The 24,218-nt window shown below is 38.5% G+C and carries 27 protein-coding genes and 3 pseudogenes; 14 read left to right on the forward strand and 16 right to left on the reverse strand.

The genetic code is table 11. The features are described from left to right. Positions 1-226: 226 nt before the first annotated feature. The 5 genes from sspB to zapE all read right to left on the reverse strand — a co-directional run bounded on the left by sspB (position 227) and on the right by zapE (position 3,949). The gene (sspB, locus tag AC01GB_RS05435) at positions 227-718 is read right to left on the reverse strand and encodes a ClpXP protease specificity-enhancing factor (RefSeq protein WP_474450919.1); all 492 of its coding nucleotides are present in this window, start codon (positions 716-718) and stop codon (positions 227-229) included. Positions 719-724: 6 nt separating this feature from the next. Further along, the gene (sspA, locus tag AC01GB_RS05440) at positions 725-1,366 is read right to left on the reverse strand and encodes a stringent starvation protein SspA (protein ID WP_474450920.1); all 642 of its coding nucleotides are present in this window, start codon (positions 1,364-1,366) and stop codon (positions 725-727) included. Positions 1,367-1,745: 379 nt separating this feature from the next. Further along, positions 1,746-2,138, reverse strand: a complete 393-nt coding sequence (gene rpsI / locus AC01GB_RS05445; RefSeq protein WP_474450921.1) for a 30S ribosomal protein S9 — start codon at positions 2,136-2,138, stop codon at positions 1,746-1,748. Positions 2,139-2,156: 18 nt separating this feature from the next. Continuing rightward, positions 2,157-2,585, reverse strand: a complete 429-nt coding sequence (rplM, locus tag AC01GB_RS05450) for a 50S ribosomal protein L13 (protein ID WP_474450922.1) — start codon at positions 2,583-2,585, stop codon at positions 2,157-2,159. 251 nt (positions 2,586-2,836) lie between these two features. After that, positions 2,837-3,949 carry a cell division protein ZapE gene (zapE, locus tag AC01GB_RS05455; protein ID WP_474450923.1) on the reverse strand — a complete coding sequence of 371 codons (1,113 nt, stop codon included), beginning with the start codon at positions 3,947-3,949 and terminating at the stop codon, positions 2,837-2,839. A gap of 224 nt (positions 3,950-4,173) precedes the next feature. Here zapE and zapG point away from each other — a divergent pair, with 224 nt between their 5' ends. The 3 genes from zapG to degS all read left to right on the forward strand — a co-directional run bounded on the left by zapG (position 4,174) and on the right by degS (position 7,442). Then, the gene (gene zapG, locus AC01GB_RS05460; protein ID WP_474450925.1) at positions 4,174-4,578 is read left to right on the forward strand and encodes a Z-ring associated protein ZapG; all 405 of its coding nucleotides are present in this window, start codon (positions 4,174-4,176) and stop codon (positions 4,576-4,578) included. Positions 4,579-4,822: 244 nt separating this feature from the next. Beyond that, positions 4,823-6,241, forward strand: a complete 1,419-nt coding sequence (locus AC01GB_RS05465) for a Do family serine endopeptidase (protein WP_474452329.1) — start codon at positions 4,823-4,825, stop codon at positions 6,239-6,241. A 100-nt stretch (positions 6,242-6,341) separates the two neighbouring features. Continuing rightward, the gene (degS, locus tag AC01GB_RS05470; RefSeq protein ID WP_474450927.1) at positions 6,342-7,442 is read left to right on the forward strand and encodes an outer membrane-stress sensor serine endopeptidase DegS; all 1,101 of its coding nucleotides are present in this window, start codon (positions 6,342-6,344) and stop codon (positions 7,440-7,442) included. Between the two features lie 32 nt (positions 7,443-7,474). On the opposite strand, the pseudogene murA reads toward degS, so the two are convergent. The 7 genes and pseudogenes from murA to mlaF form a co-directional block, all read right to left on the reverse strand. After that, positions 7,475-8,741: pseudogene (murA, locus tag AC01GB_RS05475) on the reverse strand (UDP-N-acetylglucosamine 1-carboxyvinyltransferase). A 51-nt stretch (positions 8,742-8,792) separates the two neighbouring features. Next, positions 8,793-9,047: a BolA family iron metabolism protein IbaG gene (gene ibaG, locus AC01GB_RS05480; protein WP_474450928.1), complete on the reverse strand. Its 255-nt coding sequence runs from the start codon at positions 9,045-9,047 to the stop codon at positions 8,793-8,795. Positions 9,048-9,194: 147 nt separating this feature from the next. After that, positions 9,195-9,479 carry a lipid asymmetry maintenance protein MlaB gene (mlaB, locus tag AC01GB_RS05485; RefSeq protein WP_474450929.1) on the reverse strand — a complete coding sequence of 95 codons (285 nt, stop codon included), beginning with the start codon at positions 9,477-9,479 and terminating at the stop codon, positions 9,195-9,197. Then, complete coding sequence (mlaC, locus tag AC01GB_RS05490; protein ID WP_474450931.1) at positions 9,476-10,108, reverse strand: phospholipid-binding protein MlaC; 633 nt, start codon at positions 10,106-10,108, stop codon at positions 9,476-9,478. The genes mlaB and mlaC overlap by 4 nt, the downstream gene beginning before the upstream one ends. 37 nt (positions 10,109-10,145) lie before the next feature. Then, complete coding sequence (gene mlaD, locus AC01GB_RS05495) at positions 10,146-10,679, reverse strand: outer membrane lipid asymmetry maintenance protein MlaD (RefSeq protein ID WP_474450932.1); 534 nt, start codon at positions 10,677-10,679, stop codon at positions 10,146-10,148. A 3-nt stretch (positions 10,680-10,682) separates the two neighbouring features. Then, a complete protein-coding gene (gene mlaE / locus AC01GB_RS05500) occupies positions 10,683-11,465 on the reverse strand; it encodes a lipid asymmetry maintenance ABC transporter permease subunit MlaE (RefSeq protein ID WP_474452330.1) in 783 nt (260 codons plus the stop codon). Between the two features lie 7 nt (positions 11,466-11,472). Further along, positions 11,473-12,276, reverse strand: a complete 804-nt coding sequence (mlaF, locus tag AC01GB_RS05505; protein WP_474450933.1) for a phospholipid ABC transporter ATP-binding protein MlaF — start codon at positions 12,274-12,276, stop codon at positions 11,473-11,475. A 307-nt stretch (positions 12,277-12,583) separates the two neighbouring features. On the opposite strand from mlaF, the gene kdsD reads away from it, so the two are divergent. The 10 genes from kdsD to npr all read left to right on the forward strand — a co-directional run bounded on the left by kdsD (position 12,584) and on the right by npr (position 19,619). Further along, positions 12,584-13,552 carry an arabinose-5-phosphate isomerase KdsD gene (kdsD, locus tag AC01GB_RS05510; protein ID WP_474450934.1) on the forward strand — a complete coding sequence of 323 codons (969 nt, stop codon included), beginning with the start codon at positions 12,584-12,586 and terminating at the stop codon, positions 13,550-13,552. 16 nt (positions 13,553-13,568) lie between these two features. Continuing rightward, positions 13,569-14,132: a 3-deoxy-manno-octulosonate-8-phosphatase KdsC gene (gene kdsC, locus AC01GB_RS05515; protein WP_474450936.1), complete on the forward strand. Its 564-nt coding sequence runs from the start codon at positions 13,569-13,571 to the stop codon at positions 14,130-14,132. Positions 14,133-14,149: 17 nt separating this feature from the next. After that, positions 14,150-14,740, forward strand: a complete 591-nt coding sequence (lptC, locus tag AC01GB_RS05520) for an LPS export ABC transporter periplasmic protein LptC (RefSeq protein WP_474450938.1) — start codon at positions 14,150-14,152, stop codon at positions 14,738-14,740. Continuing rightward, the gene (gene lptA, locus AC01GB_RS05525; RefSeq protein ID WP_474450939.1) at positions 14,741-15,295 is read left to right on the forward strand and encodes a lipopolysaccharide ABC transporter substrate-binding protein LptA; all 555 of its coding nucleotides are present in this window, start codon (positions 14,741-14,743) and stop codon (positions 15,293-15,295) included. A gap of 6 nt (positions 15,296-15,301) precedes the next feature. Further along, complete coding sequence (gene lptB / locus AC01GB_RS05530; protein ID WP_474450940.1) at positions 15,302-16,027, forward strand: LPS export ABC transporter ATP-binding protein; 726 nt, start codon at positions 15,302-15,304, stop codon at positions 16,025-16,027. 64 nt (positions 16,028-16,091) lie between these two features. Further along, positions 16,092-17,531 carry an RNA polymerase factor sigma-54 gene (gene rpoN, locus AC01GB_RS05535; protein ID WP_474450941.1) on the forward strand — a complete coding sequence of 480 codons (1,440 nt, stop codon included), beginning with the start codon at positions 16,092-16,094 and terminating at the stop codon, positions 17,529-17,531. 22 nt (positions 17,532-17,553) lie between these two features. Continuing rightward, positions 17,554-17,841, forward strand: a complete 288-nt coding sequence (hpf, locus tag AC01GB_RS05540; protein ID WP_474450942.1) for a ribosome hibernation promoting factor — start codon at positions 17,554-17,556, stop codon at positions 17,839-17,841. A gap of 120 nt (positions 17,842-17,961) precedes the next feature. Next, entirely contained in the window at positions 17,962-18,429 is a 468-nt protein-coding gene (gene ptsN / locus AC01GB_RS05545; RefSeq protein WP_032115660.1) for a PTS IIA-like nitrogen regulatory protein PtsN, read from the forward strand. A gap of 66 nt (positions 18,430-18,495) precedes the next feature. Next, positions 18,496-19,350 carry an RNase adapter RapZ gene (gene rapZ, locus AC01GB_RS05550; protein ID WP_474450943.1) on the forward strand — a complete coding sequence of 285 codons (855 nt, stop codon included), beginning with the start codon at positions 18,496-18,498 and terminating at the stop codon, positions 19,348-19,350. Next, positions 19,347-19,619, forward strand: a complete 273-nt coding sequence (npr, locus tag AC01GB_RS05555) for a PTS phosphocarrier protein NPr (RefSeq protein WP_474450944.1) — start codon at positions 19,347-19,349, stop codon at positions 19,617-19,619. Before rapZ ends, npr begins: the two co-directional genes overlap by 4 nt. A 303-nt stretch (positions 19,620-19,922) precedes the next feature. On the opposite strand, the gene pmbA is transcribed toward npr, so the two are convergent. Beyond that, positions 19,923-21,263, reverse strand: a complete 1,341-nt coding sequence (gene pmbA / locus AC01GB_RS05560) for a metalloprotease PmbA (RefSeq protein ID WP_474450945.1) — start codon at positions 21,261-21,263, stop codon at positions 19,923-19,925. A gap of 183 nt (positions 21,264-21,446) precedes the next feature. On the opposite strand from pmbA, the gene yjgA reads away from it, so the two are divergent. Continuing rightward, positions 21,447-21,986: a ribosome biogenesis factor YjgA gene (gene yjgA / locus AC01GB_RS05565; protein ID WP_474450946.1), complete on the forward strand. Its 540-nt coding sequence runs from the start codon at positions 21,447-21,449 to the stop codon at positions 21,984-21,986. On the opposite strand, the gene AC01GB_RS05570 is transcribed toward yjgA, so the two are convergent. The 3 genes and pseudogenes from AC01GB_RS05570 to tldD form a co-directional block, all read right to left on the reverse strand. Continuing rightward, on the reverse strand, positions 21,983-22,273 hold the full coding sequence (locus AC01GB_RS05570) for a barstar family protein (RefSeq protein ID WP_474450947.1): 291 nt from the start codon (positions 22,271-22,273) through the stop codon (positions 21,983-21,985). The two genes, yjgA and AC01GB_RS05570, sit on opposite strands and share 4 nt — an antisense overlap. After that, positions 22,274-22,738: pseudogene (locus AC01GB_RS05575) on the reverse strand (ribonuclease domain-containing protein). Between the two features lie 20 nt (positions 22,739-22,758). After that, positions 22,759-24,205 (reverse strand): annotated as a pseudogene (gene tldD / locus AC01GB_RS05580) (metalloprotease TldD). Positions 24,206-24,218: the final 13 nt, after the last annotated feature.

Genomic DNA, 24,218 nt, shown 5'->3' on the forward strand with positions numbered 1-24,218 from the left:
TCCGATACAAAAAATCAGCTTAAATCATAACTTATATAGATAAAAAACAGAGGGATCTAACATACATTATGAGGGATAATTTACATTTAGATTTTCATGAATAATGAATTAATTTATAAACGAAATTTTATAATTATCAGATAAATAAAAATTTAATAAATAAAAAATATAGATTTAAAAAAGAAAAAGGGGCAGTATTTGATACTCCCCTCAATAATGATATACCTTATTTTATAACACGTAGCGTCGGGCGTCCTTTCGGTGGCATCGGCGGCTCATCATCAGAAGATGAAATCGGCGTTATTTCTTGCGCTTCGTTTGACAACTCAGTATCACTAACTCGTACTAAATTTTCACTTTGAGCAATAGAATTACCTGCACCACCCTCATATTCTGGCTCAGGTTCAAACATCATTCCTGCTCCATTTTCGCGCCCATAGATAGCAATAATAGCGCTCATAGGTACTTCAACATGGCGAGGAACGCCACCAAAACGGGCATTGAAGCTGACAATTTCATTAGTCAGTTCTAAATTACCGACGGCAGAAGGTGTAATATTTAAAATAATCTGTCCTTTATTCGCATATTCCATCGGTACATTTACGCCAAAAATATTAACATCCACAACTAAATGGGGTGTCATATTATTGTCGAGAAGCCATTCATAATGAGCCCTAAGAAGGTAAGGACGACGTGGCGACATTCCTAACAATTCCATAATAAATTAACCTGTGGTAGATAAAAGCATCTCACGCTCAGCTTCAGTTAATGAAGCAAGTAAAGAGTCTCGCTCAAATACACGTTCCATATAAGAACGAATGCCCTCTGTTTCTTTTCCTTTAGGGATGTCGATCTTCCAGTAAGGTAAACGCCATAAAAGGGGAGCTAAATAGCAATCAACTAGACTAAATTCTTCGCTCATAAAAAACGGTCTTTCTTTAAAAATTGGCGAGATTGCTATCAGTTCCTCCCTTAACTGCTTACGGGCAGCATCAGCTTGAGGATCCTTATTTTCAATCTTATACATCAAAGAATACCAATCCTTGTCTATCCGATGTATCATTAAACGACTATTACCACGAGCAACGGGATAAACAGGCATCAATGGTGGATGCGGAAAGCGTTCATCAAGATATTCCATAACAACACGGGAATCATACAATGTTAATTCTCTATCAACCAGCGTTGGTACTGTTTGGTAAGGATTTAGATCAATCAAATCTTGAGGCAAATTACCCGCTTCAACATTCTCAATCTCAACGCTCACGCCCTTTTCTGCCAATACGATCCGCACTTGATGGCTAAATATGTCGGTCGGGCCGGAAAACAGTGTCATTACCGAACGTTTGTTGGCAGCGACAGCCATGAAAACCTCCAAGTTTTATTAAAAAAGAATAAACAGCCATAATATAATTAATCAGGCCATTCTTACATGTTTAAAATGCTGGTGAACCAATTTACTCGGTTAACAGACATTTGACCTTTATTTATTAAACTACAATTAATACATGTTATTTCCACCAAATCAGGTGAGAAATAGATAAGAAAATAATGGCTTATAGTCTATCAGATTTTGTTCAATATGGGGGAAAGTTTGACAAGACTTTATAATAAATGTACAAAATTAAAGCAATTTTTATTGAAAAAATTAAATTAATAATCGCAAGATAATATAAATTTATAACATGCTAAAAACCCGCTTAAAGGCGGGCTTTTTATTACTAATTTATTGTAAAAACAAAAAATTAACGTTTAGAGTATTGTGGACGACGACGTGCTTTACACAGTCCCACTTTCTTACGCTCAACAGAACGCGCATCACGAGTAACAAACCCAGCTTTACGTAGTTCTGCCCGTAGTGTCTCGTCATATCCCATCAATGCACGTGTAATACCATGACGGATTGCACCTGCTTGACCAGAAATCCCACCACCTTTAACGGTAATGTATAGATCCAGTTTCTGCAACATATCAACCAATTCTAACGGTTGGCGAACAACCATTCGCGCCGTTTCGCGGCCAAAATATTCTTCTAAGCTGCGTTGATTGATAGTAATATTACCGCTACCTGACTTAATGAAAACACGTGCGGAAGAGCTTTTGCGGCGACCAGTGCCGTAGTATTGATTTTCAGCCATTGCCTATATCCATCCCGATTAAATGTCAAGAACTTGCGGCTGCTGTGCCGCGTGGTTGTGATCACTACCCGCATAAACTTTCATTTTACAGTACATCTCACGACCAAGAGGTCCTTTGGGTAGCATACCTTTAACCGCAATTTCAATTACACGCTCAGGATGACGGGCAATCATTTCTTCGAAGGTCGCTTGTTTGATACCACCGATATAACCAGTATGGCGATAGTAGATTTTTTCTTCACGCTTGTTACCAGTAACAGCAACTTTTTTTGCATTAACAACAATGATGTAATCACCAGTATCTACATGCGGAGTATATTCCGCTTTATGCTTGCCGCGCAAACGACGAGCAATTTCAGTTGCAAGACGGCCTAAAGTTTTTCCATCTGCATCAACAACGTACCAGCCGCGTTTTACGGTTTCTGGTTTAGCTGTAAAAGTTTTCATTAAAGCTTACCCATATAATAAGTTACATGTTGGCGAACACTCATATTTTATAAAAATACTTCAGCATGTTCACGCTAATTTTTGTCCAGTAAATCCTACCCCTTCGAGTAGTCAAACTGACATTAATGCAAGATTTTGGGGAAATAAAAAACTTGCTGTAACGTGGGGTGGCAAGATTATAGAGAAATTTTTGCCAAAAATCGACCCCAAAAATAAATTTCTCGCCAATTTATTGTATTATTACCCGCTGATCAAGCTATATGAGGTAATTTTAGGCATTCCTCACTCTGCATTTCTTGCAATCTTGATAAACAGCGTTGATATTCAAAACGTAACAAATGCCCTTGGTAAAGTTTATCCATTGCTACCTCAGCATTAATAATCAACTTAACTTTTCGTTCATAAAATTCATCAATCAGAGCGAGAAAACGCCTGGCTACATCTTCATGGAGTTCTGACATCAAAAAAACATTATACAATAGTACCGTATGATAATCTTTTGCTAAGACGATATAGTCATTTTGACTACGTGCATCTTCACATAATACCTTAAATTCAATCGATAAAATGCCTTCTGCAGTACAGATTGCCGGCATAGTACGATGATTAATCTCAAGAATAGGAAACCTAACTCTAGATTTGCCAGCTAATTTAATAAATATCTCATCCATACGATTGCAGTTCGCTTCATCAATTGGCGTAAGATAAAGACCTGCTTGCTTCAAGGTACGTAAACGATAATCAATACCTGCATCAACATTGATAATGTCACAATATTTTTTAATTTGTTCGATCGCGGGTAGAAAACGTGTTCGTTGCAATCCATTTCGATAGAGTTCATCTGGATGAACATTAGACGTTGCTATTAAGCAAATACCTCTGGCAAATAAAGCTTTCAATAACGTTGCCAAAATCATGGCATCAGTAATATTAGAGACAAAAAACTCATCAAAGCATAAAACATCGGTCTGTTTTTTAAATCTATCGGCAATAATTTCCAATGGATCTGGCTGACCTTGTAACTCAATCATTTCATTCTGCACTCGCCACATGAAACGATGAAAATGTAAGCGTAATTTTCTGCCATCCGGTAAACTCTGATAAAAGAGACCCATTAGCCAAGTTTTACCTCGGCCAACACCACCCCACATATATAATCCCTGGACAGGCTCAAGATTTGTATGAGGTTTCTTAGCAAATAATTGGGCAATTTTATTTTTCAATGATAACTGGGATGTTTTATTAAGCAACTGATGATGAATAATATCTAAACGTGCTATCGCCTTACTTTGCACCTCATCAAATTGATAATCACCGGTAGCCAAAAACTGTTGGTAAAGTTTAGTGGGAGTCAATAATGTCATCAACGTGATACTCCTTAAAAATGTCATAATTTTATTGACCAATGAAACCAATCATAAACATTATATCGATAATCTTTGCTACTTTAATACCGCAAAATACTATGAAATCATTAGCAATCACTTTTCCTACTTTCACTTATGGCCTTTTAACAGGTATAGTGACTGCTATACTGTGAATCTATTTCTATGAAAATAAATGTTGTTTTGTTAATGAAGGAGTCAACATGACTTGGGAATATGCACTAATCAGTCTAATTGTAGGTTTCATCATTGGTGCACTAGTAGTTCGCTTCGGCAATACTAAGCTACGCAACCAACAAGCTTTACAGGCTGAACTTGAAAAGAAAAACCATGAATTGGAAAAATATCGTAAAGAATTGGTCAGCCATTTTGCGCGTAGTGCAGAGTTACTCGATAACATGGCGCAAGATTATCGTCAACTCTATCAGCATATGGCAAAAAGTTCTCATGAATTGATGCCTGATATGCCAATACAAAACAACCCTTTTAACTATCGTTTGACTGAATCAGAATCAGACAATGATCAAGCTCCCGTTAATTTACCACCTAAAGATTACTCTGAAGGTTCTTCTGGCTTATTTCGCACAATAAAAGAAAAAAGAAGGTAAATTAAGTTACATATATTAATAAAATTGCATCTTTACCTAACTTTGATGGCAGCGTATTCACCTGATAGAGTTATTTTGTTGTAAAAAATTAATATCATGTAAATACATGTAAAAAAACGATTACTACTATCTGTTGGCTGAACTTTTTTGCATAATTTAAAGTCTTAAACCTGCTGAGGCCTTTTCTATCCAGGATAGCAAATTACCTTAAATAAATTAGGTATGTAAGAGAATTCAATTCATGATGAAAAAAGAGAAACATTTTTTAACTATATTAGCTATGAGTATCAGCCTTTCACTCATAAGTATACCTGCAGTAAGTCATGCTGCATCAATGCCACCAATTGCTTTATCATCTGGTCAAGAATTACCAAGCCTAGCACCGATGCTAGAAAAAGTACTTCCTGCCGTAGTTAGTATTCGTGTGTCTGGAACACGTGTTCAAAATCAACAGCTACCCGAAGAATTTAAATTCTTTTTTGGGCCCAATTTTCCCTCACAACAACAAAGTATTCGCCCTTTTGAAGGATTAGGCTCCGGGGTTATTATTGATGCTGAAAAAGGTTATATCCTAACTAATAACCATGTCATCGATAATGCTAATAGCATCCAAATTCAGCTTAATGATGGCAGAGAAATTGACGTTAAGCTTATCGGCCGTGATCCTCAAACAGATATCGCCCTATTACAAATCAAAGATTCAAGTACAGCAAATATGAAAAAATTGAACTTAGTGGCGATTAAAATAGCTGACTCCGATAAACTGCGAGTTGGTGATTTTGCTGTTGCTGTTGGTAACCCTTTCGGTTTAGGTCAAACAGCAACATCAGGCATTATTTCTGCATTGGGTCGTAGTGGTTTAAATGTAGAAGGTCTGGAAAATTTTATTCAAACTGACGCTTCTATTAATAGAGGTAACTCAGGTGGCGCATTAGTTAATCTCAATGGTGAACTAATTGGTATTAATACCGCTATTTTAGCGCCTGGTGGGGGTAATATTGGTATTGGCTTTGCCATTCCATCCAATATGGCTAAATCTCTTAGCGATCAAATTATCAAACATGGTGAAGTAAAACGTGGATTGCTAGGGATCAAAGGCACTGAAATGACTTCTGATGTAGCGAAAGCATTGAAGATTGATGTGCAAAAAGGGGCATTTGTCAGTGAAGTGATACCAAATTCTGCAGCAGCTAAAGCAGGCATTCAATCTGGTGATATTTTGGTTTCGATTAATAACAAATATATCAATAGCTTCGCTGAATTGAGAGCTAAAATTGGCACTAGTGAAATCGGTAAGCAGATCACCATCGGTCTACTACGTAAAGGCAAGCCAATGGAAGTGAATGTTACCTTAGAAGATAATGATTCCAGCAGTACGAAAGCCGAAGTTTTAACCACGTCACTAATGGGAGCGACTTTAAGCAATAGTACAATCAAAGGCACTAAAGGTGTTAAGGTCGATAGCGTTTCGTCTAATTCACCTGCAGCCATGTTTGGCCTGGCAAAAGGTGATCTTATTATTAGTGCCAACGAACAACGGATAGAAAATATTAATCAACTGCGTAAAATTATTGAAACTAAACCTACCGCTTTAGCATTAAATATTTTACGTGGTGATCAAAATATCTACTTATTACTTCGCGGTAATAATATATTCAATTAATCACCCAGCAAACAGGTACTGTTAACTATCGTACCTGTTTGTATTTATGGTATCCTGCTATTTTATTATCCCGTTTATCTTTTATTACAGAATACTTACTATGTTCATCAAGCTTTTTCGTGCCGTCATTATAGGGCTTGTTATCGCTACTATTTTGCTAATGGCTATTCCATCTATACGCCCAAAAGGACTCACTGACCTCCTCGACGGTAAAAAAGATGAGCAACCAATTAGTTATAGTAAAGCGGTACGTAGAGCAGCACCGGCAGTTATCTATGTTTATAGCAGCGGGAACGGTAGTTTTTCCCAAAATGGGCGCGAATTAACTGCATTAGGCTCTGGTGTCATTATGAGCAGTAACGGTTATATTATTACCAACAGACATGTCGTTAATAACGTGGATCAAATTAAGATTGCACTGCCTGATGAATTAATTTTTGACGCACTCATCGTTGGCTCAGATAGCTTAACAGACTTGGCTGTTTTAAAAATAGACGCCGAAAATCTTCCTGTGATTCCGATTAACCCACAACGTAAAGCGCACGTTGGCGATATCGTGTTAGCCATCGGTAACCCCTATAATTTAGGACAAACAGTGACACAAGGAATTATTAGCGCCACTGGACGGGTAGGACTAAGTCCTACCCTCCGACAGAATTTTCTACAAACTGATGCGTCTATTAATCATGGAAATTCAGGCGGAGCGCTAATTAATACTGAAGGTGAATTGATGGGAATTAATACACTCTCATTTGATCATTCAGAAAATGGTTTTACGCCTGAGGGATTAGGTTTTGCTATTCCAACAGAATTAGCAACTAAAATTATGGAAAAACTTATTCGTGATGGGCGAGTGATCCGCGGTTTTATCGGTATCAGTACTGCGCGGGACTTACCCCGTATTCACTCTAACAATATCGATATTAATCAAATTAAAGGGCTACGTATTCTTCAGGTCGCGGCACATGGCCCGGCAGAAAATGCTGGTATTCAAGTCGGTGACATTATTATTTCTGTTAATGATCAACCGGTTATCTCGGCTGCGGCAACAATGGATCAAGTTGCTGAAATTAGTCCGGGCAGTATCGTCCCTGTCACACTACTGCGCAACGAAAAAACAATGACTCTCCACGTTAAAATTGAAGAGTACAATGAAGGCAAATATATTACTACAATAAGTAAGAATCAGCAGTCTAACTAAGCTACTGATTTTTACCTTAGTAAAATAGCAGGTTATATTTTCTTTGCAGTAATACGTTCTATATTGGCCCCTAAACTACGCAGCTTCTCTTCTCATTTTCTCATATCCCCTATCGATATGATAAATCCGATCAACAGTTGTTTTTCCTTTAGCAATACATCCAGCAAGAACTAAACTAGCAGATGCCCGTAAATCGGTAGCCATGACTTGTGCACCCATAAGTTGTTCAACACCATGACAAACAACGGTATTTCCTTCTATTTCCGCATGGGCTCCCATACGAATTAACTCTGGGATATGCATAAAACGATTTTCAAAAATAGTTTCTGTTATTGTACTAACACCTTCAGCTACTAAATTAAGTAAGCTAAATTGTGCCTGCATATCGGTTGGAAAGCCCGGATGCGGTTCTGCTCTGATAGTCACTGCTTTTGGCCGCTTACCATGCATATCCAGCTGGATCCAATCCTCGCCAATTTCAATCTCTGCACCCGCTTCACGTAATTTAGCTAATACTGCATCCAATGTAGCTGGTTTAGTATTGCGGCAGATTACTTTACCTCCAGAGATAGCAGCTGCAACCAGGAAAGTACCTGTTTCAATCCGATCAGGTAAAATTCGATAAATACCACCACCTAAGCGCGCAACTCCTTCAATAATAATGCTGTCTGTACCTGCACCCGTGATCTTTGCCCCTAATGAATTTAAAAAGTTGGCGGTATCTTCAACTTCAGGTTCACGAGCTGCGTTTTCAATAACGGTTTTTCCCTCTGCCAGAGTTGCAGCCGTCATAATAGACACGGTGGCGCCGACACTAACTTTATCCATAACAATATTGGCTCCTTGCAAACGACCATCGACCGATGCTTTAACATAGCCTTCATCTAAGGTAATTTGGGCACCAAGTTGTTCAAGGCCGGCAATATGCAAATCAACTGGACGCGCACCAATCGCACATCCTCCCGGTAAAGATACTTGGCCTTGACCGAAACGAGCCACTAATGGCGCCAAAGCCCAAATAGATGCACGCATCGTCTTGACTAATTCATAAGGAGCACAAAATTTATTAATACCACGTGCGTCAACAAAAATAGCGCCATTACGCTCAACTTTTGTACCTAACTGATTAAGTAATTCAATTGTTGTATCAATATCTTTTAGCTTTGGAACATTTTGTAATTCAACGGGTTCTTCTGCTAAAAGCGATGCAAACAATATCGGTAATGCCGCATTTTTTGCACCAGAAATCGAGACCTCACCCATCAAACGAGTTGGCCCCTTTAATCGAAACTTGTCCATCAAGAAATTCTCTATGAGTAATATTTATATTATTAATGCAAAAGTATAGTATTAAAAACCATTAAGCTTACAATCTCTTTTCCATTCCGCGGGGGTATAAGCTTTAATTGATAATGCATGGATCCGATTATCTGCAATATATTCCATTAGTGGTGCATAAATCACTTGCTGCTGCGTAACCCGACTCATACCGTCAAACATTTCAGCAACAGCAATTATTTGAAAATGACTACCTTCGCCATTGACAATCACTTCATCAAGTTTCAATTGTTCTATTAATACTTGCTTTATTTCATTTATATCCATAATTAAACTCAATTCTAACGTTAAAAGACAATCCATCTATCCTAATCGATCTATCATCTCCTGCAAATCAAACAAAACGCCCTTGGCATAAAAATGCACAAGAGCGTTTGCTTTATATATAAACTATTTTTAAAATTTATGACCCAACTAGTTCATAAAATCCTCAAGTTTATAAAGCCTAATAAGGGTCTTAAAACGCTCACTAATACCTTCAAATACCCATTTATTCTCTGACTGCTGTTCTGATTTTAACCTAATAAACATAGCGAGTCCGGTAGAATCGATATGAGATAACTGGGAAACATTAATCGCATTAATACCTTTTAGCAACTGATTTCTCTGTTGCCAAAAAACGGGCAGAGTATCACAATCAAGCTCACCGGTTAAAATCAACATTTGACCTTTCTGCTCCCAAGTCAACATGGGTATCATGACTTTTTATTTTCCAGCGTAATGGGATTTTTTGCACTATTGAGCAACACTTGTGTCAAGCCGTCAATACCTTTGGTACGTAAAATATTAGCCCATTCGTTTTGTTTAGTTGTAATTAAACTAACACCTTCAGTAATCATATCATAAGCCTGCCAATAGCCAGTCTTGCTATTTTTACGCCATTGAAAATCAAGACGTACAGGTGGTCGGCTCTGTGGATCGGTAATTGTTACCCGCATAGCAACCACATTCCTATCACCCAGTGGTTGTTCAGGCGCAATTTGATATTGTTGCCCATGATACATTGCCAAGGCTTGCCCATAAGCTTGTTCCAAATAGGCTTCAATCGCCTGAAAATAAGTATCCCGTTGTGACGGTGTTGCACTACTATAATAAGATCCTAAGACTAATGCTCCTGCATACTTAATTTGTACATAAGGCATAAGTTCTTCACGAACAATCCTGCGTAAGTAATCTGGATTTTGCCGGATCATAGGCTGCTCGTTTTTTAAGCGGGTAAAAGTTTTAGTAGCGGCTTCTTGCATCAGTTTATATGGGTTGGTTTGATCTATCGCCATCGCAAACGGAGCAACCACTAACAAAGCCACTATTAAGAAACATTTAAACATAAAATAGGTTCCTTTTCTTATCATATTAGATTGTTCATCATGGTGTCGTGGAAGATTTTTCGTTATTTCCGGAAACTGAGCTTGTTCTATTCGAACGATTAGGATCGCCACTTCTATATAAGAATTGCCCAATTAAATCTTCCAATATTATGGCCGGTTTAGTATCTTCGATGCGTTCACCGTCCTTAAGAAAGGTAATTCCCATATCCGGATCATAAAAACCCACATTAAGTGCTAAAAACTGCTCACCTAATAATCCCGCAGTAAGTATCGACAATGAGCTGTTATCAGGAATATTATCATATTGACTAAAAATCGCTAAGGTAACACGTGGCGTATAAGTTTTCTTATCCAACATAATATCGACTATTCGGCCAACCACCACACCGCCTATCTTTACCGGCGAGTTTACTTTCAATCCGCCTACATTGGTAAAAGAGGCAGTAACTTTATAAGTCGGTTGATTACCAAATGATTTAATATCTGCAACTTTTAAACATAAAAAGATAATTGCAGCTAATGCAATCAAAACAAATAGTCCAACTAGAATTTCACTTTTCTTACTTTGCATGAATTAATTCCCAAACATCAGTGCAGTAAGCACAAAATCTAAACCCAACACAGCTAATGACGAATGAACAACGGTTCTGGTTGTTGCACGACTTATCCCTTCCGATGTTGGGATGGCATCATAACCATTAAATAAAGCTATCCAGCTGACTGTAAAAGCGAATACCACACTTTTAATAAAACAGTTGAGAATATCCTTTTTCCACTCAATAGCAGATTGCATCGATGACCAAAAAAAACCTTCATCAATTCCTTTCCAATCGACACCGACTAGCGCACCACCTAATATGCCTACGGCGACAAAAATTAATGCCAGTAATGGCATACTGATCAGTCCCGCCCAAAAACGCAGCGCGATCACTCGACCTAATGGATCAACCGCCATCATTTCCAAACTAGAGATCTGCTCTGTTGCTTTCATCAATCCTATTTCTGCCGTTAATGCAGAACCTGCTCTGCCAGCAAATAAAAGTGCGGTCACCACTGGCCCTAGCTCCCTTAATAAAGAAAGAGCGACCATCATGCCAAGACTGGATTCAGCACTAAACATGGTCAAGACTAAATATCCTTGTAAACCAAATACCATGCCAATGAATAATCCCGAAACAGCAATAATTAATAAAGATAAGACTCCTACATTGTAGAGCTGTTTTATTAATAATGGCCATTGTTTTCCAAATTCAGGTTTGCCAAATAAAGCCCGACATAACAAATAGCCAGCACGACCAAATGTCGCCACCATAGCTAGTGAACGATGGCCTAATGCGGCTAATGTATCAATTAGTATCATCCCATCACCCTAATAAATCTGCTGCATAATTTCCTGCCGGAAACTTAAATGGTACCGGACCATCCGCTATACCATCAAGAAACTGCCTAACCCGCGCATCCTTATTTTGTTGCAATTCTTTCGCTGTGCCTTCAGCAATAACATGTTGCTCTGCAACAATATAAGCTTTATCCGCTATGCTCAACACTTCTGGCACATCGTGAGAAACAATAACACAAGTAATACCTAATGCATGATTAAGTTCATCAATAAGTTTAACCAAAACTCCCATGGTTATCGGATCTTGCCCAACAAAAGGTTCATCAAATAGAATTAATTGTGGATCAAGGGCAATAGCGCGTGCCAATGCTGCTCGTCGCGCCATACCACCTGATAGTTCAGCTGGCATAAGATTGGCTGCACCTCTCAACCCGACTGCTTCTAGTTTCATCATGACCACTGTTCGAATAATTTCTGCTGCTAAAACAGTATGTTCACGTAAAGGGAAAGCAACATTGTCAAAAACATTCATATCAGTAAACAAGGCACCTGACTGAAACAACATACTCATTTTCTTGCGAGCAGCATAAAGTTCCGCGCGTGATAGTGTTGGAATATTAGCACCATCAAACCAAATTTCCCCCTTATCTGGCTGTAATTGTCCACCAATCAAACGTAGCAACGTTGTTTTTCCAATACCTGATGGCCCCATGATTGCCGTAATTTTTCCCCTGGGGATCGTCAAGCTCATATCGGTAAAAATCAGCCGTTGACCCCGAATAAAAGACATATCTTTGATTTCTATGATATTATCTACAGACTTCTTCATGACGATAATAGCCTTTCTGTCTAATTATCATTTAAGTATATTTACTCAGCATGGAACATATTACCTAAAAACTAGCATATATTCGCTATCAATATTATTGCCAATTTTACTTTTGTTCATTACATCGTCACAATAAACAAATTTTCGAATGTCATCATAGTGAAAAATGCTATTTTTTCTAATAATACAACGTACGGATAATATATTGATGACAGTAATACAAAGCGAGTGATATGAAAAAACGAGTCTTACTAAACATCTATTAACCCATATAATTAAATTAGTTATATCAAATTGGGGAATAAAAATGTCTGAAATTGATTTTCAAAAAACAGCGAAAAAGGTATTGGGGATTGAACGTAGCGGGCTTGCCAATTTGGAGCAATATATCAACGATGATTTTAACCAAGCTTGTGAACTGATTTTCAAATGTACTGGCAAAGTCGTTGTTATGGGAATGGGTAAATCAGGCCATATTGGCCGTAAAATTGCAGCCACATTAGCCAGTACAGGAACACCCGCTTTTTTTGTACATCCAGGAGAAGCCAGTCATGGTGATTTAGGCATGATTAGTCGTCAAGATATTGTTCTGGCTATTTCTAATTCCGGTGAGTCAAATGAAATATTAGTACTCATTCCAGTGTTAAAACGCCAACATATTGCGCTAATTTCTATGACAAAAAACCCTGCTAGTAGCATGGGAAAAGCGGCAGATTTCCACCTTTGTATCAAAGTACCGCAGGAAGCTTGTCCATTAGGTCTAGCGCCAACAACGAGCACAACCGCGATGTTAGTTATGGGAGATGCGATTGCGGTCGCTTTACTTGAAGCCCGGGGTTTTACCGCTGAAGATTTTGCACTTTCTCATCCAGGTGGCACATTGGGACGCAAACTTTTATTAAGAGTGAGTGACCTAATGCATACCGGGAAAAATATTCCAAATGTCATGAAACAGGCAACATTACAGCAAGCATTAGTAGAAATTACTCGCAAAAAACTAGGTATGGTTGTGATTTGTAATGAAGAAATGCAAATTGAAGGTATTTTTACCGATGGTGACTTACGACGCGTCTTTGCAATGAATATTGACTTAAATAATGCCAAAATTACCGATGTAATGACAGCCGGTGGTATTAGGGTAAAACCCAATATGCTAGCGATTGACGCCTTAAATTTGATGCAACAACACCATATTACTTCCTTGCTGGTGGCAAAAGCAGATACACTTATTGGTGTTATTCATCTGCATGATCTTTTGCAAGCTGGCATCATATAATTATTGGAAATAATACATGAATAATGATAATAAAATCACAACCTGTTATGGTCCAATAGACCAACATATCGTTGAAAAAGCACGCCTTATAAAATTACTAATTTGTGATGTTGATGGTGTCATGACAGATGGCTTAATTTATATGGGGAATAATGGTGAAGAACTAAAAGCATTCAATGTAAAAGATGGTTATGGTATCCGTTGTTTACTGACCTCTGCAATTGAAGTTGCCATTATTACTGGGCGTAAAGCTAAATTATTGGAAGATCGCGCCAAAACACTCGGTATTAATTATCTTTACCAAGGGCAAAGTGAAAAAAAATTAGCTTATAATGATCTGATAACTCGATTAACACTCCAACCTCAACAGATTGCTTATATTGGTGATGATTTAATTGACTGGCCTGTCATGTCGCAGATAGGGCTTTCGGTTGCTGTAGCTGACGCGCATCCAATGTTGTTAAGTAAAGCGCATTATGTTACATATCAAGCAGGCGGCAAAGGTGCGGTACGTGAAATTTGTGATCTGATCCTGCTTGCTCAAGATAAGATAGAAAATGCCCACGGTTTATCAATATAGGCAAAAATGAAACAACGATGAGCAAATTTAAGTTTTGGCTTAACATTATATTAACACTAATTGTTTTAGCGCTTATTGGCTGGAACTTAGCTGATTTTAATCAATCAAAAGCACCCGCTATGGTTGATAACAGCCAACCAAATTATCAAACTGGTAATGCCATTACCCATGTCTATGATCCAATGGGTAAATTGGCCTATAAGCTGATAACGGATGAGACGCACCACTTTTCGAGTAATAAAACCAGCTGGTTTATTAATCCAGTATTAACAACTTATGACACAAAAAGTATCCCCACTTGGGCCGTACGCTCCAATAAAGCCAAATTAACCAACGACAACATGCTCTATTTATATGGTAATGTTCAAGTAAATAGCTTAAATCCAACTTCAGATTTACAAAAAATTTTGACGGAAAATGCCATCGTTAACCTAATTACCCTGGATGTCTCATCTGATGATAAAGTCACAGTAATTGGTATCGGTTTACGATCAGTGGGTATGAAAATGCGCGGTAATATGAGAACGCATACCGCTGAGTTAATTGAAGATGTTAAAACCTATTATGAAATCCCCAATAAGCAAACAGCTCCCGAAGGAAACAACTAAATGATATTGGCAAAAAAGATCTTCATTAATGTAGCATTAACTAGTTCAATATTCATATTAAGCTTGCCAGCAATAGCGCTGAAAAGTGATTCTCAACAACCCATTCAGATTGATTCAGTTAAACAGTCACTTGATTTAGAAAAAAATATTACCACATTTACAGAAAATGTTGTCATAAAACAAGGTTCTATAGATGTTCGAGCTGATAAAGTCGTTGTCATCCGTCCGAACGGCGATGCCAAAAAGATGGTTGTCGAAGCCTATGGTACGCCAGCCAATTTCTATCAATTGCAAGATGATGGTAAACCGATCAAAGGTCACAGCGACAAAATACGTTATGAAATGGAGAAAGAGCTGGTCATCCTAACGGGTAATGCTTACCTTGAACAACTAGATAGCAATATTAAAGGTGACAAAATTACCTATTTAGTCCCAACCCAACAAATGGAAGCATTTAGTGATAAAGGGAAACGAGTAACGACCATACTGTTACCTTCCCAATTACAAGAAAAAGGCCCTGGAGTAAAAAGTACAAATAATAGTAAGAGTAAATAATAAAAAATGGCTAAACTAACTGCGAAACATTTGGCAAAAACATACAAAAACCGCAAGGTTGTTGAAGACGTTAGCCTGGAGGTCAGTTCAGGTGAAATCGTTGGTTTACTGGGGCCAAACGGTGCAGGTAAAACGACAACCTTCTATATGGTAGTTGGTATCGTTCCTCGTGATACTGGAAAAATTGCTATTGACGGTGAAGATATTAGTTTGCTGCCGCTTCACGAACGGGCTCGTAGGGGAATAGGTTATTTACCACAAGAAGCCTCAATATTTCGCCGGCTAAACGTTTACGATAATCTGATGGCTGTATTAGAAATTCGTAAAGATTTAACATTCGAAGAAAAACAGCAACGTGCCGAAGAATTGATGGAAGAGTTTAGTATTACTCATTTGCGAAATAACCTCGGTCAATCACTTTCTGGCGGGGAGCGTCGCCGGGTAGAAATAGCCCGGGCATTAGCGGCTGATCCTAAATTTATTCTTTTAGATGAACCTTTTGCTGGTGTTGATCCGATTTCAGTATTAGATATAAAAAAAATAATCCAGCACTTGAGAGATTATGGTTTAGGCGTATTAATAACCGATCACAATGTGAGAGAGACATTAGATGTCTGTGAACATGCTTACATTGTCAGTCAAGGTCATCTTATCGCTCATGGAACTCCTAAAGCGATTTTAGAAAATGAACAAGTCAAACGCGTCTATTTGGGAGAAGGTTTCCGCCTCTAACCGTGACTAATTAAAGTTGGTAAATTTTTTTATTATGTTATTCCCAAGAGGCTAAGCCAATTTTATGAAACAGAGTTTGCAACTCCGACTCAGTCAGCAGTTGGCGATGACACCACAGCTACAACAAGCTATTCGTTTGTTGCAACTTTCAACATTAGAACTTCAACACGAAATTCAGCAAGCTCTTGAAAGCAACCCTTTACTTGAACAAGATGACCTCTACCAGGAAATTGAAACATCAGATATTAATGATAACGAGCCAGCGGCACTAAATAGTTTTGACGCCATCGAACAAAATGATGTGCCAAGCGAATTACCTTTAGATACTAATTGGGAAGAAATTTACCCCTCAGATAACTATCCAACTCTAACCAATAATTTTAGTGACAATGATTTTCCTATCTACCAAGGAGAAACATTGCAAACACTGCAAGATTATTTATCCTGGCAAGCATCATTAACACCTTTTACTGAAATAGATGCCGCGATTGCCACCGCCATTATTGATGCTGTGGACGATTCCGGCTATTTAAGCACCACTATTGAAGATATTTACGCGGGTTTAGCCCTAACAGATATTACCCAGGAAGAAGTTGAAATTGTATTAAAACGGATCCAGCACTTCGATCCGATTGGCGTCGCAGCCAAAAATTTAAAAGACTGCTTACTAATTCAGTTATCAGCGTTACCTCGCGAGACTCCTTTTCTAAAAGAAGCTAAACTGATAATTAACGACCATTTAGAATTACTTGGCAATCGTGATTTTCGGCAACTTAGCCGAAAAACCAAATTAAAAGAAACGGCCTTGAAAGAAGTTATCGCTATGATCCAACGATTAAATCCTAAACCTGGGCAAATCATTCAAACTAATGAACCACAATATATTGTCCCCGATGCTCTGGTGCGCAAAATAGATAATGACTGGCAAGTAGCTCTAAATACTGAAAACATTCCACGCTTAAAAATTAATCAACATTATGCTTCTCTAGGTAAATACTCTGATAATGAAGAAGATAACCAATTCATCCGTAACAACTTACAAGATGCAAAATGGTTAATAAAAAGTTTAGAAAGTCGTAATGAAACTTTATTAAAAGTTGCCCAATGTATTGTTGAAAATCAACAACAGTTTTTTGAATATGGTGAAGAGCATATGAAACCTATGGTACTAGCGGATATTGCTTATCAGGTTGATATGCACGAATCGACGATTTCCCGTGTCACATCGCAAAAATATCTACATAGTCCAAGAGGTATTTTTGAACTGAAATACTTTTTTTCTAGCCATGTTAACACTGATACCGGAGGAGAAGCCTCTTCTATCGCTATACGCGCGCTAGCAAAAAAACTCATTGCGGCAGAGAACCCTGCAAAACCCTTGAGTGATAACAAATTAACGAACATACTAGCAGAACAGGGTATTCAAATTGCTCGTCGTACAGTTGCTAAATATCGAGAGTCTCTATCCATTCCACCCTCGAATCAGCGTAAAAAACTGATTTGAATTAACTGAGAAGGAAGATACTATGGAATTTCAAATTACTGGCCAAAATATTAAAATTACAGAAGCATTACGCCAAACCGTGGAAGAAAAGTGTTTAAAATTTGAACAATATTTTGACCATATCAATGCTATTCATGTAATTTTAAAAGTACAGAAATTTAATCAAATTGCTGAGGCAACAGCGAAAGTCAATGGAGCAGAACTACATGCTTCTGCTCAAGAAGATGATATGTATGCGGCAATTGATGCCATGGTAGAAAAAATGGCGCGCCAACTTACTAAATACAAAGAAAAATTGAAACAACATTAATCTGTGTTATTAAACAACAAGGGCACTATGACACTAAATGTAGATTATCGATGTTAGTATCGTTCATGCCAGATATTCATTATGGATATCTGGTATAATTGCCCTAAGTGAATAAATCCAATGAACAGTGAAAAAAAATTATCATTAAGCTCGGTATTAACACCATCATGTACACTAAATAATGTACATTGTACGAGTAAAAAACGAGCACTAGAAATTATTAGTGAAGTTGCTGCAATTGCACTGAATGTACCTGAAAGTGTCGTTTTTGACTCATTATTAACCCGTGAAAAAGTCGGCACAACCGGTATCGGGGGAGGTATTGCAATCCCACATGGCAAATTAAATGAAAACAATTCATCCGACGCAGTTGGTGTTTTTCTCCATTTAGATGAACCTATTGCTTTTGATGCCATTGATAATCAGTCAGTCGATTTACTGTTTGCATTATTAGTTCCTTCAGAGCAATGTAAAACACATTTACATACTCTCTCTTTAATTGCCAAACGGTTAGCTGATAAGAACCTATGTCGTCGTTTACGCGCTGCGCAAAGTAATGATGAACTCTATAAAATCATTACTGAATAACTGGTTTCTAAAAATCTAAGCCAAATAATGATTTTTCATTGTGAAGAAACTTAAGGGGTATGACTCATGGTGCTGATGATAGTCAGTGGCCGTTCTGGTTCAGGTAAATCAGTTGCTCTACGGGCACTGGAGGATATGGGTTTTTATTGTGTTGACAATCTGCCCGTTATTTTACTGCCAGAATTAGCAAATTCACTTGCTGAACGACAAACTTCTGCGGCCGTGAGTATCGATGTTCGTAATATGCCAGACAAACCAACAATTTTCGAGAATGCGTTAAAAAATCTACCGGCTAGTTTTTCCCCACAATTACTTTTTCTTGATGCAGATAGTAATACGCTGATCAGAAGATATAGTGATACACGCCGTTTACATCCACTCTCCAATAAAAATTTATCATTAGAAAATGCTATTGATAAAGAAAATGATCTATTAAAGCCACTCCGCTCACGCGCAGATTTAGTTATCGACACCTCTGAAATGTCAGTACATGAACTGGCTGAAATGCTTAGAGCTCGTTTATTAGGTAAACGGGAACGTGAATTGACCATGGTTTTCGAATCCTTTGGCTTTAAACATGGTATTCCGATCGATGCAGATTATGTGTTTGATGTCCGTTTTTTACCTAACCCACATTGGGATCCTAAATTACGTCCTATGACAGGTCTAGATCGTCCTGTTGCTGCCTTTCTTGACCGACACACAGAAGTGCATAACTTTATCTATCAAACACGTAGTTATCTTGAATTATGGTTACCCATGTTAGAATCTAATAACCGTAGCTATTTGACGATTGCTATCGGTTGTACCGGAGGTAAACACCGTTCAGTTTATGCTGCCGAACAACTGGCTGACTACTTTCGTTCTAGAGGCAAAAATGTTCAGTCGCGTCATCGGACGTTAGAAAAGAGAAAGTCATGACTGTCTATCACCGCATTATTATAAAAAATCAACAGGGTATGCATGCCAGGCCAGCAATGATGCTCTGTGAGCTAATCCAACAATTTGAATCTTCGGTGCTATTGCGCAATTGCCATAATATAGAAGCTCAAGCAGATAATGTTATAGCGATGTTAATGTTAGACTCAGAACAAGGTAGTTATATCGATATTGAAGTAACCGGTCCAGATGAAGAGCAGGCACTAGCAGCAATTATTCAACTTTTTCATCATAAACTTGAAGACGATTAACCAGTCTCTTTCAAAAAGTTTAATTAAATCAACGTTATTAGACAGCCACTTTTCAGCGCTATCAACTACCTCAAAATTACGCGATATCTGCTAACACTATTATTCTTTCAATGTCATTTAATATACTGTGGCAAATTGAGTAAAAGTCATTCTGCCACACTAAAATGCTACTGAGTTGGCATCAACCCCATCGATAACTTCTCCGTCATCTGGTAATTTCTGCTCTTGCTGTAAATGCCTATCATTTTAACCGTTCAATCCGGCCAAATCTTCTCATTCAACGACAGCAATTATTAGCAAAATTTACTGACCAGCAACATGCATTTCTGGTAATAATACCGAACCACATTGAATATTACTGCGAGTTTCAATATCGTTGCCTATTGTTACGATATTAGCCCACATCTGTTTTAGATTGCCAGCAATAGTAATTTCACCGACAGGATATTGTATTACGCCGTTTTCAACCCAAAAACCGGCTGCTCCCCGAGAATAATCCCCCGTTACCGAGCTAACTCCCTGCCCCATCAATTCAGTAACAACTAACCCCGTTACCATTTCTCGCAATAAAGCAGCAAAATCTAACCCCTGGCCGGCTATATGCCAGTTATGAATACCACCAGCATGACCAGTACTATGTAAGCCAAGCTTACGTGCTGAATAACTGGTCAATAACCAAGTTTGTAATATCCCTTGCTCAATAATATTACGTTGGCTAGTATTCACACCTTCACTATCAAAGGGAGATGACGCTAGTCCGCTAATCAGATGTGGCTTCTCCTGAATGGTTAACCAAGAAGGAAAAATTTGCTTACCAAGGCTGTCTAATAAAAAAGAGGATCTACGATAAATACTTGTACCACTAATCGCACCAACTAGGTGACCAAATAAACCAGTTGCTACCTCAGCAGCAAAAATGACCGGTGTCTTCATAGTTAATAATTTACGCGGTGAAAGCCTGGCGACAGTTCGGCGAGCAGCCTCCTGCCCAACCCATTGAGGTGATTGCAAATCCTCTAATCGACGGGCAATGGAATAAGCATAATCGCGCTCCATTCCATCATTCTCCTGAGCAATCACACAACTTGACATTGAGTGCCGACTGGAGCAATAGCTCTGTAACATTCCGTGAGTATTGCCAAACACTCTAATGCCGTGATGACTATTAAAACTCCCACCTTCAGTATTTTTAATTCTTTTATCCGCATTTAAAGCCGACATCTCCGCTTGACCTGCCAATTGGATCGCTTTTTCAGCATCAATATCAAAGGGATAAAAGAGTTTTAAATCAGGTGATTGATAAGCCAAAAGGTCAGCGTCTGCTAAACCAGCAAAAGGATCTTCTGAGGTATACTGTGCAATATCAATAGCGGCTTGCACAGTACGCTTAATCGCTGCTGGATGTAAATTAGTAGACGATGCACTACCTTTACGTTGTTTATGATAAACCGTGATGCCAAGAGCACCATCACTATTAAATTCAATATTTTCAGTTTCACCAAAACGTGTACTTACACTGATACCTGTTGATTTATTAATAGCCACTTCAGCTGCATCACAACTCTTTTTGGCGATTGATAATGCATATGCAACTGTTTCTTCTAATTGTTTACGTTGTAATAAAACCTGTTCCGTCAAACTCATTGATATCATCCAAAAATAGAAAATAAAATCAACTCAACCAATACCTATCTTCAGCAGAAAATAAATCCTCTATAGCATTAAATCTATTTTCCCAGTTACAATTAGAGATAAGATGTTAACATACCAGACAACAGATTATTCTGAAATAAAATAATCCGACGTCTTGCTAAGAGGAAAGCCGCGATGGCAAAACAGCCCGATAACTGGTTCGATGATAACGCCGATAATATCGATAAGGATGAAATCATCTGGGTCAGTAAAAGCGAAATCAAGCGTGATGCCGAAGCGCTAAAAAAGCTGGGAGCAGAACTGGTTGAACTTAGTAAACATGAACTAGAACGTATCCCCCATAATGATGAACTATTAGCAGCTGTTGAATTAGCGCAAAAAATTAAGCGTGAAGGGCGACGACGCCAGCTACAATTTATTGGTAAATTACTCAGAGCGCAAGATCCTCAACCTATTTATGACGCGTTGGATAAGCTAAAAAATCGGCACAATCAACAAATCGCCATATTACATAAGCTTGAAGCTTTACGTAATCAATTATTAGAGAATGGCGATAATGCAATTGAAGATGTAATACGTTTATTTCCCTTAGCTGATCGTCAACAGCTACGGACATTAATTCGTAACTGTAAAAAAGAAAAAGAGGCAAATAAACCGGCTAAAGCCTATCGCCAACTCTTTCAATACCTAAAGACACTATCTGAAAGTACCTAAGCTGGATTAGATTGGGAGGCTCGGCAATGAAATATGAATTGCCCTCCCAATGTTTGTTCAGCTTCTCTAAAAACCGTTATCAGCTCAGCAAATTCTGTTAACTGATATTCATTTATATGAGAAAAAATAACCTCTACCGGTAAAGCAATTCCACCAGTCAACATACCCCAAAGTGCATCCAAATTTTGGCCAAACCATTTTGGTAATTCAAAAACCAATATCGCTTTTTGATAAAAGTCATTCAGATTGTCTATTTCACGAAAATCAAATTCAACACAATGCATCATTTAATTCACTCTTGAAAAGGTTTTATAATGATCTAACGTCACATAAATCAATCCATCTGATGAATAAAGCAATCTATCACTAGCTCGATGACCACAGTGATTAATTGATATCGGCTTCATACCATTGGCGATCTGGAGCAGCAGGTAGCAATTTTTCTCGGTTGTTGTATCTATCGCCACCAATCGCTTTACCCAGCACAACTTGACATAAATTACCTGCCCTTGGATCCCAACCACTTTGTCGTGCTTTTCTTTTTGTAATATAAAAGTCTGGTAATCGATGGTATTGCCTTAGATAATTAACCACATTTTGCTGTGCGGTTAACTTATCAATATTATGGACAGCCGTGGGCGCTATACTGTTTGCCCCATTATGTCTGCCTGCTACCGACTATGCCATTTAAAGTAAACGCCTGCCCCTATTAATATGGCTAATATTAGCAAAATAATAATTTTTTTATTCATCCAATCATCCAAAAAATTTATTATGCTGTTCCACCAACCGTCATACTATCGAGCTTTAATGTGGGTTGGCCAACACCAACAGGAACACTTTGCCCTTCTTTGCCGCAAACACCAATCCCGCTATCAAGTTTGAGATCATTACCAACCATTGAAATCTGCTGCATTGCTTCTCGCCCAGAGCCAATGAATGTTGCTCCTTTTATCGGCTTTGTGATTTTCCCTTTTTCGATCAAATAGGCTTCCGCAGTCAAAAAAACAAATTTGCCCGAAGTAATATCAACTTGCCCACCAGCAAAATTAGGTGCATAAATACCACGATCAACACTGGCTATTATCTCTGCCGGGGTTAATTGTCCGGCTAACATATAAGTATTTGTCATACGAGGCATCGGCAAATGCGCATAAGATTCACGCCGACCATTGCCGGTTGGCACAACCCCCATCAAACGAGCGTTCATTTTGTCTTGCATATAACCTTTTAAAATACCATTTTCAATCAAGACATTACATTGCCCCGGTACACCTTCATCATCGATGGTTAAAGATCCTCTACGACCGACTAGAGTGGCATCATCAACCACGGTACAAAGTGGTGAAGCAACTTGTTGACTTACTTTTCCACTAAAAATAGATGTGCCACGCCGATTAAAATCACCTTCAAGACCGTGGCCGACTGCCTCGTGTAGTAAAACACCTGGCCAACCAGCACCGAGTACCACAGGCATTGTGCCTGCCGGTGCAGCAATTGCGGTAAGATTAACCAATGCTATGCGGACAGCCTCTCGAGCATAATATTCCGCCCGAACTTCACCTTGCTCTGTTTCAAGAAAATATTGGTAACCATAGCGCCCACCGCCACCACTACCAGCACGCTCACGCTTGCCGTCATGTTCCACTAACACACTGACAGATAAGCGTACTAATGGACGAATATCAGCCGCTAACGTGCCATCTGTTGCTACGACCAAGAACATGTTCATAAACACCAGATAGCGTTACATCGACCTCTTGCACACGAGGATCTTCGGCTCGGGCAACTTGATCAACACGCTGCAACAATGCGATTTTCTCTTCCGGGCTCATTGTTTGTATAGGATCAATCGCAGAATATAAATGTTTAAAATTAACCTTACTAATTAGACATGTTTTGCCCTTCCCAGCCTGATTTACAATGCTTCGAGCCGCATTAGCACTTTGCTGTAGTGCCTGTAAAGTTATCTGATCGGCATAAGCAAATCCGGTTTTATCATCTCGAATAGCGCGAATACCTACACCCTGATCAATATTGTAGGATCCTCTTTTAATAATTCCGTCTTCCAATCCCCATTCTTCATGACAACTCGATTGAAAATAGAGATCGGCATAATCTAAATGTCGCTCGGCAAGTGATTGTAAAACATCTTGCAGATGTTGATGATTAAGATCGTTTGATGTCAGCAAATATTCACTAACAGAGGTTAAACTCATATTTATTTACTCT

Source organism: Candidatus Arsenophonus phytopathogenicus, from assembly GCF_056113345.1.